This window comes from Streptomyces sp. NBC_00872 (genome assembly GCF_045161915.1).
Taxonomy (GTDB): Bacteria; Actinomycetota; Actinomycetes; order Streptomycetales; family Streptomycetaceae; genus Streptomyces.
Genome location: NZ_CP108806.1, coordinates 5,021,705 through 5,038,323, shown reverse-complemented (window position 1 = coordinate 5,038,323; position 16,619 = coordinate 5,021,705). Strand labels below are relative to the sequence as shown.

The following is a 16,619-nucleotide window of genomic DNA, read 5'->3' as shown; positions in this document are numbered from 1 at the left end:
CGCGCGTGGCCAAGGTGACGCGGGACGATGTGGCACGACTGGCGGGTACGTCGACCGCGGTCGTCAGCTACGTCATCAACAACGGACCCCGGCCGGTCGCCCCGGCCACGCGCGAGCGGGTGGTCGCCGCGATCAAGGAGCTGGGCTACCGCCCCGACCGGGTCGCCCAGGCCATGGCCTCGCGGCGGACCGACCTCATAGGGATGGTCGTGCCGGACGCCCGGCAGCCCTTCTTCGCGGAGATGGCGCACGCGGTCGAACAGGCCGCGGCCGAGCGCGGGAAAATGGTGCTGGTCGGCAACTCCGACTACCGGGACGAGCGCGAGGTCCACTATCTGCGGGCCTTTCTCGGTATGCGGGTGTCCGGGCTGATCCTGGTCAGCCAGGGCCCGAGCGAGCGCGCCGCCGCGGAGATCGATGCCTGGGACGCCCGGGTGGTGCTGCTGCACGAGCGTCCCGAGGGCATCGACGACGTGGCGGTCGTCACGGACGACATCGGCGGCGCCCAGCTCGCCACCCGCCATCTCCTGGAACACGGCTACGACTACGTGGCGTGTCTCGGCGGCGTCGAGTCCACGCCGGTCGTCGGCGACCCGGTGACGGACCATGTCGAGGGCTGGCGGCGGGCGATGCTGGAGTCCGGCCGGTCGGTGGAGGGACGCCTCTTCAAGGCTCCCTACAACCGTTACGACGCCTATGTGGTCGCGCTGGATCTGCTGTCCGGCCCCGAGAGACCCCCGGCGATCTTCTGCGCCACGGACGACCAGGCGATCGGTGTCCTGCGGGCCGCGCGTGAGCTGCGGCTCGATGTCCCGGGCGAACTGGCGGTGGCGGGTTTCGACGATGTGAAGGAAGCCGCGCTCACCGACCCGCCGCTGACGACGGTCTCCTCGGACCGGCCGGCGATGGCGCGGGCCGCGGTGGACCTGGTGCTGGACGACGGGCTGAGGGTGGCGGGGTCGCGGCGGGAACGGGTGAAGCAGTTCCCGTCGGCGCTGATCGTGCGGCGGTCCTGCGGCTGCGCGTAGGGACACCGGTCCAGCCGCCGGCCTCCCGCACAGGGACGCCGGCCCAATCGCCGCCCTCTTTACATGGGGCATACACGGTTTTGTTGGGCTTCTCAGGACGTCCTCAGCCGCTTCTCATCTCGCGCGCCGACAGTCGATTCCATGACCGACTACTACCGCAGCAGCGGCGACGCAGACAGCACGCAGCAGCCCACCGTAGGGTCCTCCGAAGGCTTCCCGGGCCCGGCGTACCCGCCGCCCCCCGCGTACGGTCCCCCCGTACCGCCGGTCCACCACGGCCACAGCGGCGGTCACGGCGACGGCGACGGCATCGCGACGGCCCATACCGCCACGGCGCACAGGGGCGGCAGGGCCAAGGCCCCGGTCGCGCTCCTCGCGGCCGTGGCGATCGCCGCCGCGATCATCGGCGGCGGCACGGCCACCCTGGTCGGACAGCGCTCCGGCAACGGTACGAGCGGCGGGGACACGATCGTGAACGGGACCACGGTCTCGCAGAGCAGCAAGGGCACGGTCGCCGGTGTCGCCCAGGCCGTGTCCCCCACGATCGTCGAGATCACCGCGAGCTCGAACTCCGGACAGTCCACCGGCTCCGGCGTGATCATCACATCCGACGGCGAGATCATCACCAACAACCATGTCATCGCCGGTGCGTCGACGGTGCAGGCGCGGCTCAGCGACGGCAAGACATACAACGCCCAGGTCGTGGGCACGGACGCGGACAAGGACCTCGCGCTCGTCAAGCTGGACGGCGCGAGCGGCCTCAAGACCGCCACGCTCGGCAACTCCGACCAGGTGGGCGTAGGCGACGAGGTCGTGGCGATCGGCTCCCCCGAGGGCCTGACCGGCACGGTCACCAGCGGCATCATCTCGGCGCTCAACCGGGACGTCACCGTCGCCAAGGACCAGGATCAGGGCCAGGGCCAGGGCCAGCAGCAGCCCGGCGGCGGAAACTGGCCGTTCGAGTTCGGCGGGCAGCAGTTCAACGGGGACACCGGGTCCTCGAAGACCACGTACAAGGCGCTCCAGACCGACGCCTCACTCAACCCGGGCAACTCCGGTGGCGCGCTGATCGATATGAACGGCGAGATCATCGGCATCAACTCGGCCATGTACGCACCGAGTTCGTCCTCGGTCGGCGGCGGCTCCGGCGCCGGGAGCGTGGGCCTGGGCTTCGCCATCCCGATCAATACGGTCAAGTCGGATCTCGCGGCGCTGCGGGGCGGGGGTACGAGCTGATCGGTCCACGGCCGCGGCGACCTCGACCGAGGCGACCGCGGCCGGGGCCGCGGCCGTAAGAGGTGTGCGGCACATAAGCGCACCGCGGCCGTGCGACGCTGATAACACCGGTCCGCGCCACGGAGCGGCGACCCGCACGACCGACAGACCCGCACGACGACAGACCCGCACGACCGGCAGACCTGACGAGACCCGACCCGACGAGACCCGACGATCCAGCGACGAGGACGAGGTGGAAGCGATATGAGTCCCGCCGAAGGCGATCCCCAGAGAATCCTGATCGTCGACGACGAACCCGCCGTACGCGAGGCCCTCCAGCGGAGCCTCGCGTTCGACGGGTACGGGACCGAGGTCGCCGTCGACGGTGTCGACGCCCTCGCCAAGGCCACCGCGTACACCCCGGACCTGATCGTCCTCGACATCCAGATGCCCCGTATGGACGGGCTGACCGCCGCCCGCCGGCTCCGGGCCGCCGGTTCGAAGGTGCCGATCCTGATGCTGACCGCCCGCGACACGGTCGGCGACCGGGTCACGGGGCTGGACGCGGGCGCCGACGACTATCTGGTCAAGCCCTTCGAGCTGGACGAGCTGTTCGCCCGTATCCGCGCCCTCCTGCGGCGCAGCTCGTACGCGACGACGACCGGCGAGCTGCCGGGCAACGACGTGCTCGCCTTCGCCGATCTGCGGATGGACCTGACCACACGCGAAGTCATGCGGGGCGACCGGCGGGTGGAACTGACCCGTACGGAATTCACGCTGATGGAGATGTTCCTGGCGCACCCCCGGCAGGTGCTCACCCGCGAGCAGATCCTCAAGGCCGTCTGGGGCTTCGACTTCGAGCCGAGTTCCAACTCGCTGGACGTGTATGTGATGTATCTGCGCCGTAAGACGGAGAGCGGCGGCGAACCGAGGCTGGTGCACACGGTGCGTGGTGTCGGATACGCGCTGCGTGCGGACAGCACGGGAGGCGGTACGGGGAGTACGGGCGGTACGGGCGGTACGGGAGCCGCGCGGTCCTCCGGACTCGCGCCCGGCGGCGGAAGCGGCGGCGCGGCGTGAGGGGTCTGATCCACCGGTTCCAGTCACTGCCACTGCGCTCCCGGCTCGCGCTGCTGGTCGCCACGGCCGTCGCCGTCGCCGTCGCCGCGGTGGCCGTGACCTGCTGGCTGCTCACCCGTACCCAGTTGCCGAGCGAGCTGGACACCTCCCTGGAGAACACCTCCGCCCCGCCCAGCACGGTGCAGAACGCGCTGAACAACTGCACCAGCGGCATCCCTCCCGAGTCCACGAACGGATCCGGTTTCGCCTATATCCAGGTGATCCTGCCCGACGGCACCCGGTGCGTCGCCCCCGACTCCGAGCCGGTGAAGGTGCGGGCCGAGGATCTCGCGGTCGCCAACGGCACCGAGCACACCTCGCTGCACGACAGCACCACGGACAGCGGCACCGAGGTCCGTGTCTTCACCCAGCGCGAGTCCCTGCGTCCCGGCGCTCCGATCGCCGTCTCCGTGGCACGGCCGCTGACCGAGATCAACTCGGCCCTGAACCGGCTTGCCCTGCTCCTCACCGCCGTGGCCGGCGTCGGTGTCGTCGGCGCGGGCGCGGCCGGCCTCTGGGTCGCCAGGGCGGGACTGCGGCCGGTCGACGGGCTGACCCGCGCGGTCGAGCATGTGGCCCGTACGGAGGACCTGACCGTCCGTATCCCGGTCGAGGGCGAGGACGAGATCGCCCGGCTCTCCCGTTCCTTCAACTCGATGACCGCCGCGCTCGCGTCCTCCCGCGACCGGCAGTCGCAGCTCATCGCCGACGCCGGGCACGAACTGCGGACCCCGCTCACCTCGCTCCGTACGAACGTCGAACTGCTCGCCCGCAGCGAGGACACCGGCCGCGCGATCCCGCCCGACGACCGCAAGGCGCTGATGGCCTCGGTCAAGGCGCAGATGACCGAACTGGCCTCCCTCATCGGGGACCTCCAGGAACTCTCCCGCCCGGACGCGGCCGACCCCGGCCCCCTCCAGGTCGTCGCTCTCCACGACATCGTGGAGAGCGCGCTGGAACGGGCCCGGCTGCGCGGCCCCGAGCTGACCATCACCGCGGATCTGCGCTCGTGGTACGTACGGGCCGAACCGGCCGCGCTCGAACGCGCCCTGGTGAACGTCCTCGACAACGCGGTGAAGTTCAGCCCGCCGGGCGGCGCGGTGGAGGTCGCCCTGAGCGAACGCGGCGAACTGACCGTACGCGACCACGGCCCCGGCATCCCCGCCGACGAACTCCCCTACGTCTTCGAACGCTTCTGGCGCTCCCCCTCGGCCCGCGCCCTCCCCGGCTCCGGCCTCGGCCTGTCGATCGTCGCCCGTACGATCCACCAGACGGGCGGCGAGGTGGCCCTCCGCCACGCGGCGGGCGGCGGCACAGTGGCAGCCATCCGCATCCCAGGCGCCCCCACACCCCCACCGCCCCCACCGGAAACCCTGTGAGCACACCGAAGCGCCCAACCGCCCGCCGGGCGGCACGCCCGAAGCCCCGCCCGTACGCCGAGGGGAGACGCACAGGCAGGGCACGGGATCACCTACTGGCGGGACCTACTGGCTGCGACTGCTTGCTGTGACTACTTGCCGTGACTACTTGCCGTCACCACCGCCCGGAGCCGGGTCGCGCGGCGCCTCGGGGGGCAAGGGCCCCGCGTCGTGCTTGCCGCCGTCGTCCTCCGCCGTTACCAGGATGCTCATGTCCGCCGTGTCGCCGACGGGCACGCCCTCCAGGTGACGGAACGGGATGCCCCGCCATCCCTCGGCGTCCGGTCTGCGCGTCTCATATGTGTCGACGGTCTGAGCGCTCATCCACCGACCTCCTCTTTCGTGAAGGGTCACGCGCGCCGTACGGTCAATGGCGTGACCGGTGAACCGCGGGGCTTGAGCCCTGCGGGTTGGTCACCCGCCCCGACCACTCGACCTGTCCAGGGTTCTCACCGGTCGGGGCGGACATCTGGGCGCTTCGGTGTCCCCGGGTCCGAAGCGGCTTGCCCTCACCGCCTGGAGCGGCACCCGGTGAAGGGGCTGACCGAGGCAAGAGCCTGAGCCCATCAGCCCGGACCGGACACGTCTGCCCGTACTCAAGACGTCCGGTCGGACGAGGGACTGTCCAGTTGTCCGTCACGGAGGCGGTGGGCGTGCGGGTGTCTCCCCGCACGCCTTCACGTCATCCGTGCAGGGACAACGCTAGGACCGCGATGGCTTCAACTCCTAGGCGGTTCCACAAAGTTCTACGCACATCACTCCAACGCGTCGACCGCGGAAGTGATCAGAGCTCGGGCGTCGGCCCCGTAGACGGCCAGTCTGGAGAAGCTCCCGAACGCTTTGAGGTACTGCTGTACCTCACTCGGCACAGTGACGTTCACGCGCGCGGTGAGTAGCTCCGCTTCAGCCTGCTCTTCGTCGTACACGCTGAACGTCTCGATCATCCACATGCGGCGCTCAGCAGAGAAGGGAATCACGCCCAGCGAGACGGACGGGAATGCCATGGCCGACAGGAGATAGCCAAGCTGTCCGGCCATCGTCTCCGCGTTTCCGACACGGTGACGCAACACCGATTCTTCGAGCACCAAGGCGAAGCGGTGGTTTCCCCCGCGCACCACTCGCGCGGAGCGGTCAAGCCGGGCCTCCACCGCATCGTCCACATCGTCGGGGGTCTCGTGGAACTCGCTGATGGAACGCAGCAGCGCAGACGCGTAGGCGTGGGTTTGAAGGACTCCCGGCACCACATTGGCGCAGTAGGTTCGGAACACCTTGGTGCGCTCGTACAGGGGGAGGTATGACTCCTGAAGTTGCTTCAGTCCGGACCGCTGAACGCGTCGCCATTCGACGTACATGTTGTCCGCCGAACGGGAGGCCGCGATGAGGTCAGCGGCCATCCCGTCAGCCTGACAGGCGCGGCACCATGCACGGATATCGTCATCAGACGGAGGCGTTACGGCGTTCTCAAGACGAGAAACCTTGGACTTGTACCAGCCGGTACGCTCAGCAACGTCCTTGGCTGTGAGGTTGGCGTCCCGGCGGACTTCACGGAGCCGGTCGGCAACCGCCTTACGAGCAGCCTGAACACTGGATGAGGGCGACGCGGGCATGGGTCTGATGTGTCCGTCAGATCTTGTAATCCTCGTGCGGCGTAGCCCTCGCCCACACGCTTTCGAACGCGTCGGCACAAAGTTTCGCCACAGATGGTTCGTCGGTCACTTCGTCCCCGAGGTAAGTTCCTTCACCTGAGAAGTACCCGAACCTGACGAGGCGTCCGTCGAACAGCCAGAAGTCATTTCCGGGCAACGCAATATCTGACGCCTTCCTTCGGGGTAGCCAGCGAATCTGTTCACCAGCCGCAATGTTGGTGAACGTTCCGTCGTACAGGTACCGCGTGTACTCGCTCACAGGCTCGGAGACAATACGCGCCCGACGCAATTCGACACCCCGGGCCACCGATTCGGCCACCATGTCCAGCCATGGACGCCACCATGAGGCTCGGTCGGTGGAATCGGCACGATAGCCAGTTTTCCAGGCTGCGACGCGCGGCGCTTCGTCCGGGTCGTCGTAATGGTCGCGCATCTCAAGATGCACCGCCGACCGCCCGCAACCGGCCAGCAGCTCACCGAACGGTGGAGCGGTCCGCCACATCGCATGCCTCCCGAATAGCCAGCGCTTGGTTCCACGACGTTCCACGAGCGTCGCCCGTACAGCGGTCCACGTCAAGTGCCACCAGCAGGACGGGAATTCACAAAGCCGTTGCCTTGGGGGCGGCTTGGTCCTGGAGGCGGGTGGGGTGCTTGTGGCGGAGGAGTTCGCGCGGGGACGGGCCTCCGCGTAGGCACCACAGCGCGATGACCGGGTCGCAGATGGCACAGCCGAGGGACGAGTCGTGGGCGAAGGGGATGATCGGGTTGCCCTTGAAGTGGTGGACCAGGTCCCAGGCGGTGTGCATCAGCCAGCCGATGCCGATGAAGGTCCAGGACTCCAGCCCGCGGTACGCGACGTAGGTGATGACCGCGGTGAAGACGAGTTCCCAGCCGCCGAAGCCGCCACCGCTCAGATAGGCGGCTCCCGCCCCCGCCACCATGATCGCGTTGAAGCGGCGTCGGTGCGGTTCGCGGATCAGTGACATCAAGAGGGCGTAGAGGACGCCGATCAGAATCGGCAAGACGTAGGTCATGGCTGCGGAACCTTTTCTCGGAGTGCGGGACGTCCGTCCTGGGCCGTTTCCGAAGCTAAGCGGCGGCCATCCCGCCCCCCAGTGGCGTGAGTGACACCTTTCAACGGGATAGCGCCATGGCCCGCGCGAGGGATCCGGTTGGAAGGGCCCTCCGTGCTTACGGCGGTGCGGCGGAGGCCGTCCCGGCGGTCCCGGCGGTGATGCGGCGGGGCCCTTCCGGCCGTGATGTGACGGTCGCCGTCCCGGGACGCCGTTCCAGGGGCATGTTGTTCCCGCAGGTCAGAGGGTGTTTCACCGTTCCAGCGTCCCGTTCTTCCCGTGGCTGGTTGCGGCCCCGACCGGCTAGCCCGAAAGCTGTGACCAGACAGCAGCACCGGCCTGGGAAGCACCCCTCGCTCAGCGAACGCTCCCTCGCCGCCGTCGCGCTTCCATCTCCACCGGGCCCCGCCGCCACCGGAACACCGTCCGGTGCGGGAGCGGGCCGGATCCGACCGGAACGGGAAGAAGAATCATGCTCAAGCACCGCATCCGCACCACCGCCCTGGCCGCCACCGCCCTCGTCGCCGCCCTGTCGCTGACCGCCTGCCAGGACACGACGGACTCGGGCGCGGGCACTACGTCCGGTACGGGTGCCACGTCCGTCACGGGTGCCGCATCAAATACGGGCGCCACGTCGGGTGCGTCCGCCGAGAACGCCGCCGCGGAAACGTCCAAGGGCTCCGATTCCAAGGGCTCCGCCGCGGAGAGCGGCAAGAGCGGAAGCGCGGCGGGCGAAAGCACGGCAAGCGGAAGCAACGCCGCCTCCGGCGGCAACGGCAGCGGCAACGCAGGCAGCGCTGACGGCAGCAGCGGCAGCGGTGACAAGAGCGGTTACGGGCAGGTCTGCGGCGCCAACGACATCTCCTGGAGCACCAGGGCCGAGACCCAGGCCGGCGGCTACATCCTGATCATCGCGAAGGCCAGGTCGGGCATCACCTGCGTCCTGCCCGCCGCCCTCCCCACGGTGGCCTTCGGATCCGACGGCACCGAGGCGGGCCCGGCGGAGCAGGCCGTCGGACCGCAGATCACGCTGAAGCGCGGAGTGACCGCCTACGCCGGGGTGAACCCGAAGACCACCAACGACAACTGGGGCAAGGAGTTGAACAGCATCATCGTCGCCATCGGCAACGAGGACCCGAACCCGGTCTCCCTCCCGGTCGGCAAGATCCTCGTGGCGGAGCCGATCGTCACCAACTGGCACACCTCCGCGGCGGACGCCGTCCCCTTCAGCTCCTGACCGCACCAGTGGCGTACGGACGACCCCCTGCGGCGGCACACCCAACGCCCACAGGGGGTACGCCCGGTTCGCCGCCGCCGCGTGCGACGGCTCCTCGCTCGGCGCCGGTGGCTGTTGTGGCGGCTGTGGCTGCGGGTCAGGACCGAGAGGTAGTCGGGGTGGGCCGGGTGGTTTCGTGCCACGCGGGGGCCGCCCCTCTGGCTTTGAGTTTCGCGATTCCGGGCCGGGCGTCAAGGGCGCTCCCCCGTCGCGTCGGCTGCGCCGATTCCGCTGCGCTCCACCCTTGACTCCCGTCCCTCCATCGCAAGTGCAGGTAGGCGGGAGGGGCGGCCCGGGGGAAGGGGTCCCCGGGGGGCTCAGATGGGGGTGCTGGTTTCCTCCCCGGCCTCGGGTTGGTGGGTGGTCTGCGCGGCAGTGGAATGGGGCTTCTGGGCCTGGCTCAGCGTCGGACGGCCGTTCGTTGGTTGGGGTTCAGTCCCGTGTCTGAGATCCGTGACCGTGTGGCACCCCAAGCGCCAGGCGGACGAGCCCGCGTCCTCCCGATGTTCCGGACGGGCCCGTATGACTGCCCTTTTCGCCGGTCGGGGACCGGTGAGGACGCTTCCCGCGTCACACCGACACAAGAGACGTCCGAAGGACGCTGCCGGACCCATCTCCGCCCAGTTCTGCGGGAGATGGACTCAACAAGCCCCACCGATACCCCATATGCCCACTTTTGGAAGGGGGTTGGGGAGTGCCATGCGGCGGTCATGTGTCCTCAGTTGCGTTAGGCGGGTCCCAGAGCACAAACAGGCCTTCAACCGGCCCACCCACACCCGCCACAGACACACCCACCCCACCAACCACCCACCCCAGACACGGGACTGAACCCCGGCCAACTATGGACAGTCAGCCGCTGAGCCGGTGCCAGGCCGCCCCACTCCACTGCCGCGTACTCCACCCACCAACCCGAGGCCGGGAAGGAAACCAGCACCCTCAACGGATCTCCCCGGGGACCCCTTCCCCCGGGCCGCCCCTCCCGCCTGTCCGCACTTGCGATGGAGGGACGGGGGTCAAGGGTGACCGGAGGTCATCGCGCAGCGACGCGACGAAGGAGCGCCCTTGACGCCCGGCCCGGAATCGCGAAACTCAAACCCAGAGGGGCGGCCCCCGCGTGGCACAAAACCACCCGGCCCACCCCGACTACCCCTCGGTCTGTGCCAGAAGACAGAACAGCCACAGCAGCCACCCCACACCCCACCCCCACCCCCGCCAACTCCCCACCCCCGACAATTCATTTGCCCGAGTGTCAGAGGCCTGGCATACGCTGCGAGCAGTAGTGGCCGCGCCCCGTCTGCCGTCCTCATCAACGGTGTCGGAAGCCGCGCGGCCCGACTCGGCACCCGGCCCATCCACCGGGTCTCTTTGTGGGGGTAAGAATCAACGTGCGTACGCGCACCCTGTCGACCGCGCTCGCGGTCCTCATCAGCTCGTCGGCGCTCGCCGTCGGCACCGCGGGTTCGGCTGCCGCCGACTCCGCCGCGGCCCTTCCGATCACCTCGTACGGCGATCTCGCCGTGGACGGTGTCCACAAGCGGGTCTACATCAGCGACCCGGCCGGCGGCAAGGTCGTCGTCACCGACTACGCGGGCAAGCTCGTGACCACGGTCCCGAACCTTCCCGGCGTGCGGGATCTGGCGATCACGCCCGACTCCGCCACCGTCTACGCGGCCGTCCCCGGCGAAGACAGCGTCGTCGCCATCGCGACCTCCACCTCGACCGAGGCGACCCGGTACGCGATCGGTGAGAACACCGACCCGCAGACCCTGGCCGTGGCCGGCGGCCGGGTGTGGTTCGCGTACGGGCAGCAGCCCTCGCACCACGTGGGTTCGTTCGACCCGGCGGCGAGCACCCCCGAGGTGGCTCTCGACCAGCTCCCCGACCGGTCGTGGTACGACGCCCCCGAGCTGGAGTCCGCCGGGAACACCCTGGTGTTCGGTCACCACGGCACCTGGTCGGGCCTGGCCGTGTACGACGTCTCCACGGGCGCCCCCGTCCTGCGCAAGGAGGGGATGCCGTCCGAGGCCGCGAACTACATGAACGACTTCGCGCTCAGCGCGGACGGCAAGAAGATCGTCGCCGCGTCGGGCGAGTCCCCCTACGCGGCCACCGCGATCAACGCCGAGGACCTCACCCGTACCGGCGGCTACCCCACCGAGGCCGGCGGCCCTACCTCCGCCGCGATCGCCCCGGACGGCACGGTCGCCCTGTCCACGTTCGCCTGGTACGACAAGGACGTCTTCGTCTTCAAGCCCGGTACGACGAAGCCGTACCGCACGTACACCTACGCCCAGTCCGCGTCCGGCGGCGACACCATCGCCAACCAGGGACTGGCCTGGGCCCCGGACAGCAGCAGGCTGTTCGCCATCTCCTCCGGGCAGGACAAGCTCTATCTGCGCGTCCTGGAGAACGCCGCCCGCTACCCGGTCACGGTCAGCGTGTCCGCGCCCGCGAAGGCGACGCGCGCCAAGAAGATCACCGTCACCGGCAAGCTGACCTCCGGCAAGGCGTTCCCCGCGGGCTCGAAGGTCACCGTCGTCCGTACCGACATCGCCTCCCCCAAGGGCAGGTCGCTCGGTACGAAGACGGTCAGCTCCTCCGGCGCGTTCTCCTTCACCGACGCCCCGCCGGCGGGCGGCAATGTCGTCTACACCGCGCAGTACGCGGGTGACACCACGCACGCGCCCGCTTCGGGCAAGGACACGGTCGCCGTCTCGCGCACGTCCACCGCCCTCTCCCTCAACCGCAACGGCTCCGTCTATTCGTACGGCGCCGATGTCTCCTTCACCGCCCACCTCGGCAAGACGTACTCGAACCGCGTCGTCGAGCTCTGGGCCGACCCGGCCGGCGGCGACAAGCCCAAGAAGCTGCTGAAGAAGGGCAAGGTCAACTCCAAGGGCGACCTGTCCGTCACCGTGGACATGACCCGGGACACCTCGGTCACCGCCGTCTACACGGGCGACACCCGCTCGGGTCCGAAGACGGTGAAGTCGACCGCGTACGCCAAGGTGAAGGTCTCCACGTCCGTCTCCAAGCACTACAAGACGGGCAAGATCGGCTCCACGTCGTACTACTGGTTCCACAAGAACACCGACCCGGTCCTGACGACGTCCATGACGTACTACAAGGGCCGTGCGCAGCGCTTCCAGCTCCAGGTCTACTACCAGGGCACGTGGTACGACTCGGGCTCCGAGTACTTCGCCCTGGCCACCAACGGGAAGTCCGCGGTCCAGCTCGGGGCGCCCGGCGAGGCCGGTATCCGCGCCCGTATGCGCTCCTCGTACATCAACGGGTCCTCGGGCGACACCGTGAACGCGACGACGCACGGGGCGTGGAAGTACATGTACTTCACGAAGTAGCGCCACCGGTGCCTGAGGCCGGGTCCCGCGCGCGGGACCCGGCCTCAGGGCTGCACGGCCTCAGAGCTGCAACAGGCCTACCGGCCGCCCTACGCCCCCGCCGCGTACCGCCAGAAGTCCCGCATCAGGTCGGGCGGTGTCGGGCTGGACATCGCGAGCTGGCTGAGCAGGACGGCGACCGTGCCGGTGGACGGGACGATGTGGGCCGTCGTTCCCGTACCGCCGACCCAGCCGTAACGCCCCCGTACGTTCCAGGGGTCGACCGGCTCGATGTCGACCGAACCGCCGAACCCCCAGCCCTGGCCCTCCAGGAACACCTTGCCCGCGTCGCGCTGGGCCGGGGTGAGATGGTCGGTGGTCATCAGCCCTACCGACTCGGGTGTCAGGTACCGGCGGCCGGCCACACTGCCCCCGGCCAGCAGCATCCTGCCGAAGGCCAGCCAGTCGTCGACCGTGGAGACCAGCCCGCCGGCGCCCGACGGGAAGGCCGGCGGGCTGCTCCACTGTCCGTCGGGAGCGTCGACCAGCACAGGGCCGCCCGCCGGATCGTCGGCGGGACGGTAGAAGCTGGTGAACCGGTCGAGCTTGGCGGGCGGTACGTGGAATCCCGTGTCGGTCATCCCGAGGGGTTCGAAGATCCGCTCGGCCAGGAACTCGGACAGCGGACGGCCCGAGGCCCTGGCGATCAGCACGCCCTGGATGTCGGAGGTGGTGTTGTACAGCCAGCCCTCGCCCGGCTGGTGCAGCAGCGGGATACGGGACAGCTCCGCCATCCACGCGTCCGGGGGCGCGACCTGCTGCGGCTGCGGCGCCCCCTGCTTCAGATCGCTGAACAGGGGAGCGAGCGCCGGGAGCGAGAAGTCGGCGGGGAAGCCGTACCCGGCACGGGCGGAGAGCAGATCGGCGACGGTGATCCGTCTGCCGGCCCGTACGACGTCGTCGACGGGGCTGCCCGGCGTACGGACGACATACGGTTCCGCCAGCTCCGGCAGCCAGGGCGCGACCGGATCGTCCAGCGCGATCCGGCCGTCCTCGATCAGCATCATGACCGCGGCGGCGATGACGGGTTTGGTGATCGAGGCGATACGGAAGATCGTGTCCCTGGCCATCGGGGCGGTGCCCTCGATGTCGACGGAGCCGGCCTCCTGGACCTCGACCCGGTCGCCACGGGCCACCAGGGCCACCGCTCCCGGCACCGGTCCATTGCTGATGTGCTTGTCCAGAACGTCGCGCAGTTCGCTCATCGGTCCACCTTCTCGGTCCGCCGTCTCGGCCCGCCGCCTCAAGTGTGCGGTCAGAAGGTAGACCCGAGCCGTGGCCCGAAATCATCGGTCACCGAGATCGCCGGACACCGAGAAGCCCACGAGCCTCGGAAGCGTGCAGACCCGATGGGATCCACGCAGACCTGGTGGCAGCGCGCGGACCTGCTGGCCAGCGCGCGGACAGACCCTAGTGCGCGATGTTGTCGATCAGTTCACGCGCTCCCTGCCGCAGCAGCGAGACGGCCACGGACGTCCCCAGGGTCGCCGGGTCGAGCGGGCCCGCCCACTCGTGCGCGTTGAGCACGGTCTTGCCGTCGGGCGTGAAGACACAGGCGCGCAGGGAGAGGTCACCGTTGCGCTGGGCCTGGGCGTACCCGGCGATGGGCGAGTTGCAGTGGCCCTGGAGGACATGGAGGAACATCCGCTCCGCCGTGGTCTCACGGTAGGTGTCGGGATCCCCGAGGCCGCTGACGGTGTCGATGAGGACGGTGTCGTCCTCGCGGCACTGGAGAGCGAGGACCCCCGCGCCGATCGGCGGGCACATCGTCTCCGGCGAGAGGATCTCGGTGATCACGTCGGTGCGGCCGATGCGTTCGAGGCCCGAGGCGGCCAGCAGGATGGCGTCCGCCTCGCCCGCGGCGAGCTTCTCCAGACGGCGGTTGGCGTTGCCGCGGAACGGGACACACTCCAGATGCGGGTGCGAGGCGGCGAGCTGGGCGACGCGGCGCACCGAGGAGGTGCCGATCCTGGTGCCGGCCGGGAGTTCACCGAGGGTGAGACCGCCGGGGTGGATGAGGGCGTCGCGGATGTCGTCGCGCTTGAGGAAGGCGGCGAAGGTCGTGCCCGCGGGCAGCGGACGGTCCGCGGGGACGTCCTTGACGCAGTGCACCGCGAGGTCCGCCTCGCCGGAGAGCAGGGCGGCGTCGACCTCTTTGGTGAAGGCACCCTTGCCCTCGACCTTGCTCAGGTCGCCCATCCACTTGTCGCCGGTGGTCTTGACCGGGATGACCTCGGTCGCGATGCCCGGGTGGAGCGCGGCCAGCTCGGCGCGGACACGCTCCACCTGGGCGAGCGCCATGGGCGAGTCGCGGGAGACGATACGGATCAGCTCAGGGGCGGACATGGCGTCCACGATAGACCGTCGTACCCGCGTTCCGGCGGCCCGCCCGCCCCTGCCACCGGACGGTGACGGGGGCGGGGGCGGGCCGTACGGGGGCGGGCCGGACCGTACGGGGACGGTGCCCGACGGTCAGCCGTTGTGCCGGATCAGGGATTCCACCAGGCCGGAGCGGGTGGCGGGGAAGTCCAGCGGTACGATCCCGAGCCCGCGCCAGCCGCTCGCCTCGGCGCCGTCGAGGAACGTATGTACCTGTGGGTTGAGCCGGTCGGAGTTCCAGCGGGGCGGCAACAGGGCCGCCGTGCTCACGTAGTTGATGAACATCTTGCCGGGCTGCTGGGCGGCCTTGCGGAAGTGGGCCTCGATCTTGGGGTACTTGGCGAAGGGTTCGGCCTGGTAGTCGTCCTGGATGTCGAACAGCCCGCCGTCCCCGTACCGCACACCGGGCAGCCCGCCGTTGTCCGCGAGGAGCACGACCCGGCCGCGCGCCTCGCCGAGCGTGGGCAGCCCGCCGCCGTCCAGCCGGAAGAGGGAGCGCCAGCCCTTGCCGTCGAGATAGGTGTCGAAGATCCGCCGGAACTCGGCGTCGCTCTCCTCGGAGTACTCCTGCTTGAGCCGCATCAGTACGGTCTCGGAGGGGTGGTCGCGCAGGAAGTCCCGGCAGGCGCCGAGCACATCGTCGAAGTTGAGGTTCTGGTAGTACGCGGCGTGGTGGATGCTGAACGCGTTGTCGAAGGCGCGGCAGCGTACGTCCAGGAAGCGGATGCCGCTGTTCAACTGGGCGGCGACGGTGGTGTTCTGGCAGGCCACCCACAACCCGCCGACCTGCGCGCCGGAGTTGTGCGTACCGGGGATCGTGAGCCGCTGCAAGGGCGTGGCGTCCGCGAAACCGCCCATCCAGTCCTGGGGCGCGAGCGCCCGCCGCGACGCGGCGACTGCGGGGGCCGCGCCGATGAGGGCGGTGGCGGAAACAGCGAGCGCGCCGGCCAGAAAGCCGCGGCGCGTACCGGTATGTGTGCTCATACGAGGGTGCCTCCGTCTGCTGTGGGGGGTCAGCCCTCGGATTATGTCCGGTACACGTCACGCGCGGAACAGGGTGGAATGAACGGCGGCGGAATGATCGGAACGCACCACGGAGGAGGGCGAGGACGGCGAGGACGGCGAGGACGGCAAGGACGGCGAACCGAAGCCCACCGCCCCACCGCCCCAGATCCGATCCCCTCCCTCCCACTCCCCCTCCCCCTGCCGCTGCCGCGCCGATCGAACAACCCACTTGGCGGTTGCGCCGCATGGCACCACGTGGTGCCATTCGATGCGCCAGAGAGGCGCCGACGCCACATGGCACCGCATTGGCGCAACTCGACGCCGAAACATTTCCGCAGGTCAGAGCCACTAGATCAGCCCCACCTCAGCCTCGCCCCACAACCGCTCCCCTTACGGACTTGCACATGGCGCCATAGTGGTGCCACTATGGCGTTATGGACCTCACGCCGTATGTCGACAACCTCCGCCGCGAACTCGCGGTGGCCGCCGAAGCCGGCGGCGAAGAAGCCCGCGAGCTGGCCGAGCGGCTCACCGCTCCCCTGGAGTCGGCGACCCGCCTGGCGATGCTCAATGTGCTCTCCGCCGCGATGGACGAGATCACCCGCGAACTCGCCCCGGGCTCGGTCGACGTACGGCTGCGCGGACTCGACCCCGACTTCGTGGTGACGCGGCCGGCGGGCGACGAGGCGTACAGGGCGTACGGGGCGTACGGGGACAAGAGCGGGCCCGCCGAGGCGTACGAGGCACCGGCCCTGGCACCAGCCCTGGCCCCGGCGCCCGCCGACGGCGACGACGGCGGCGGCACCGCCCGCGTCAACCTGCGACTGCCCGCCCACCTCAAGGCGCGCGCCGAGGAGGCCGCGAACCGCGAGGGCCTGTCGGTCAACGCGTGGCTGGTACGAGCCGTGTCGGCCGCGGTCGACGGCGGCCCCCGGCCGCGTACGACGGAGAAGACCCGTACCACCCGCGCCGTCGGACAGAGCTTCACGGGCTGGGTGCGCTAACCGCGCCTCGCCCTGCCCCTCCCCGCCCCGCCGCCCTGCCCGGCCCACTTCACTCACA

14 protein-coding genes are annotated in these 16,619 nt (G+C 69.8%); 7 read left to right on the top strand and 7 right to left on the bottom strand.

Annotated elements, in window-relative coordinates; translation table 11 throughout:
- Positions 1-5 precede the first annotated feature (5 nt).
- From OG214_RS21575 to OG214_RS21560, 4 genes are all read left to right on the top strand, one after another.
- The gene (locus OG214_RS21575) at positions 6-1,028 is read left to right on the top strand and encodes a LacI family DNA-binding transcriptional regulator (protein ID WP_363083223.1); all 1,023 of its coding nucleotides are present in this window, start codon (positions 6-8) and stop codon (positions 1,026-1,028) included.
- Between the two features lie 141 nt (positions 1,029-1,169).
- Positions 1,170-2,264, top strand: a complete 1,095-nt coding sequence (locus OG214_RS21570; RefSeq protein ID WP_405985663.1) for a S1C family serine protease — start codon at positions 1,170-1,172, stop codon at positions 2,262-2,264.
- 243 nt (positions 2,265-2,507) lie between these two features.
- Complete coding sequence (locus OG214_RS21565) at positions 2,508-3,323, top strand: response regulator transcription factor (protein WP_405985662.1); 816 nt, start codon at positions 2,508-2,510, stop codon at positions 3,321-3,323.
- The gene (locus OG214_RS21560; protein WP_405985661.1) at positions 3,320-4,741 is read left to right on the top strand and encodes a sensor histidine kinase; all 1,422 of its coding nucleotides are present in this window, start codon (positions 3,320-3,322) and stop codon (positions 4,739-4,741) included. The genes OG214_RS21565 and OG214_RS21560 overlap by 4 nt, the downstream gene beginning before the upstream one ends.
- A 144-nt stretch (positions 4,742-4,885) precedes the next feature.
- Here the strand turns inward: OG214_RS21560 and OG214_RS21555 are convergent, their stop codons facing one another.
- The 4 genes from OG214_RS21555 to OG214_RS21540 form a co-directional block, all read right to left on the bottom strand.
- Positions 4,886-5,104 (bottom strand): hypothetical protein, encoded by a 219-nt coding sequence (locus OG214_RS21555; protein ID WP_405985660.1) that lies wholly within the window; start codon positions 5,102-5,104, stop codon positions 4,886-4,888.
- 431 nt (positions 5,105-5,535) lie between these two features.
- On the bottom strand, positions 5,536-6,387 hold the full coding sequence (locus OG214_RS21550) for a helix-turn-helix domain-containing protein (protein ID WP_405985659.1): 852 nt from the start codon (positions 6,385-6,387) through the stop codon (positions 5,536-5,538).
- Positions 6,388-6,403: 16 nt separating this feature from the next.
- Positions 6,404-6,928 (bottom strand): DUF6879 family protein, encoded by a 525-nt coding sequence (locus OG214_RS21545; protein WP_405985658.1) that lies wholly within the window; start codon positions 6,926-6,928, stop codon positions 6,404-6,406.
- A 97-nt stretch (positions 6,929-7,025) separates the two neighbouring features.
- On the bottom strand, positions 7,026-7,460 hold the full coding sequence (locus OG214_RS21540) for a DUF6010 family protein (protein WP_405985657.1): 435 nt from the start codon (positions 7,458-7,460) through the stop codon (positions 7,026-7,028).
- A 511-nt stretch (positions 7,461-7,971) separates the two neighbouring features.
- On the opposite strand from OG214_RS21540, the gene OG214_RS21535 reads away from it, so the two are divergent.
- Together OG214_RS21535 and OG214_RS21530 are read left to right on the top strand one after the other, a co-directional pair.
- Positions 7,972-8,736, top strand: a complete 765-nt coding sequence (locus tag OG214_RS21535) for a hypothetical protein (RefSeq protein WP_405985656.1) — start codon at positions 7,972-7,974, stop codon at positions 8,734-8,736.
- Positions 8,737-10,160: 1,424 nt separating this feature from the next.
- A complete protein-coding gene (locus OG214_RS21530; RefSeq protein ID WP_405985655.1) occupies positions 10,161-12,134 on the top strand; it encodes an Ig-like domain repeat protein in 1,974 nt (657 codons plus the stop codon).
- Between the two features lie 89 nt (positions 12,135-12,223).
- Here OG214_RS21530 and OG214_RS21525 read toward each other — a convergent pair whose 3' ends face one another.
- The 3 genes from OG214_RS21525 to OG214_RS21515 form a co-directional block, all read right to left on the bottom strand.
- Positions 12,224-13,378: a serine hydrolase domain-containing protein gene (locus OG214_RS21525; protein ID WP_405985654.1), complete on the bottom strand. Its 1,155-nt coding sequence runs from the start codon at positions 13,376-13,378 to the stop codon at positions 12,224-12,226.
- Between the two features lie 205 nt (positions 13,379-13,583).
- Positions 13,584-14,519, bottom strand: a complete 936-nt coding sequence (hemC, locus tag OG214_RS21520) for a hydroxymethylbilane synthase (RefSeq protein WP_383037737.1) — start codon at positions 14,517-14,519, stop codon at positions 13,584-13,586.
- A 126-nt stretch (positions 14,520-14,645) separates the two neighbouring features.
- A complete protein-coding gene (locus tag OG214_RS21515) occupies positions 14,646-15,536 on the bottom strand; it encodes a phosphatidylinositol-specific phospholipase C (protein ID WP_382855010.1) in 891 nt (296 codons plus the stop codon).
- A gap of 455 nt (positions 15,537-15,991) precedes the next feature.
- On the opposite strand from OG214_RS21515, the gene OG214_RS21510 reads away from it, so the two are divergent.
- Entirely contained in the window at positions 15,992-16,561 is a 570-nt protein-coding gene (locus tag OG214_RS21510; RefSeq protein WP_405985653.1) for a hypothetical protein, read from the top strand.
- Positions 16,562-16,619: the final 58 nt, after the last annotated feature.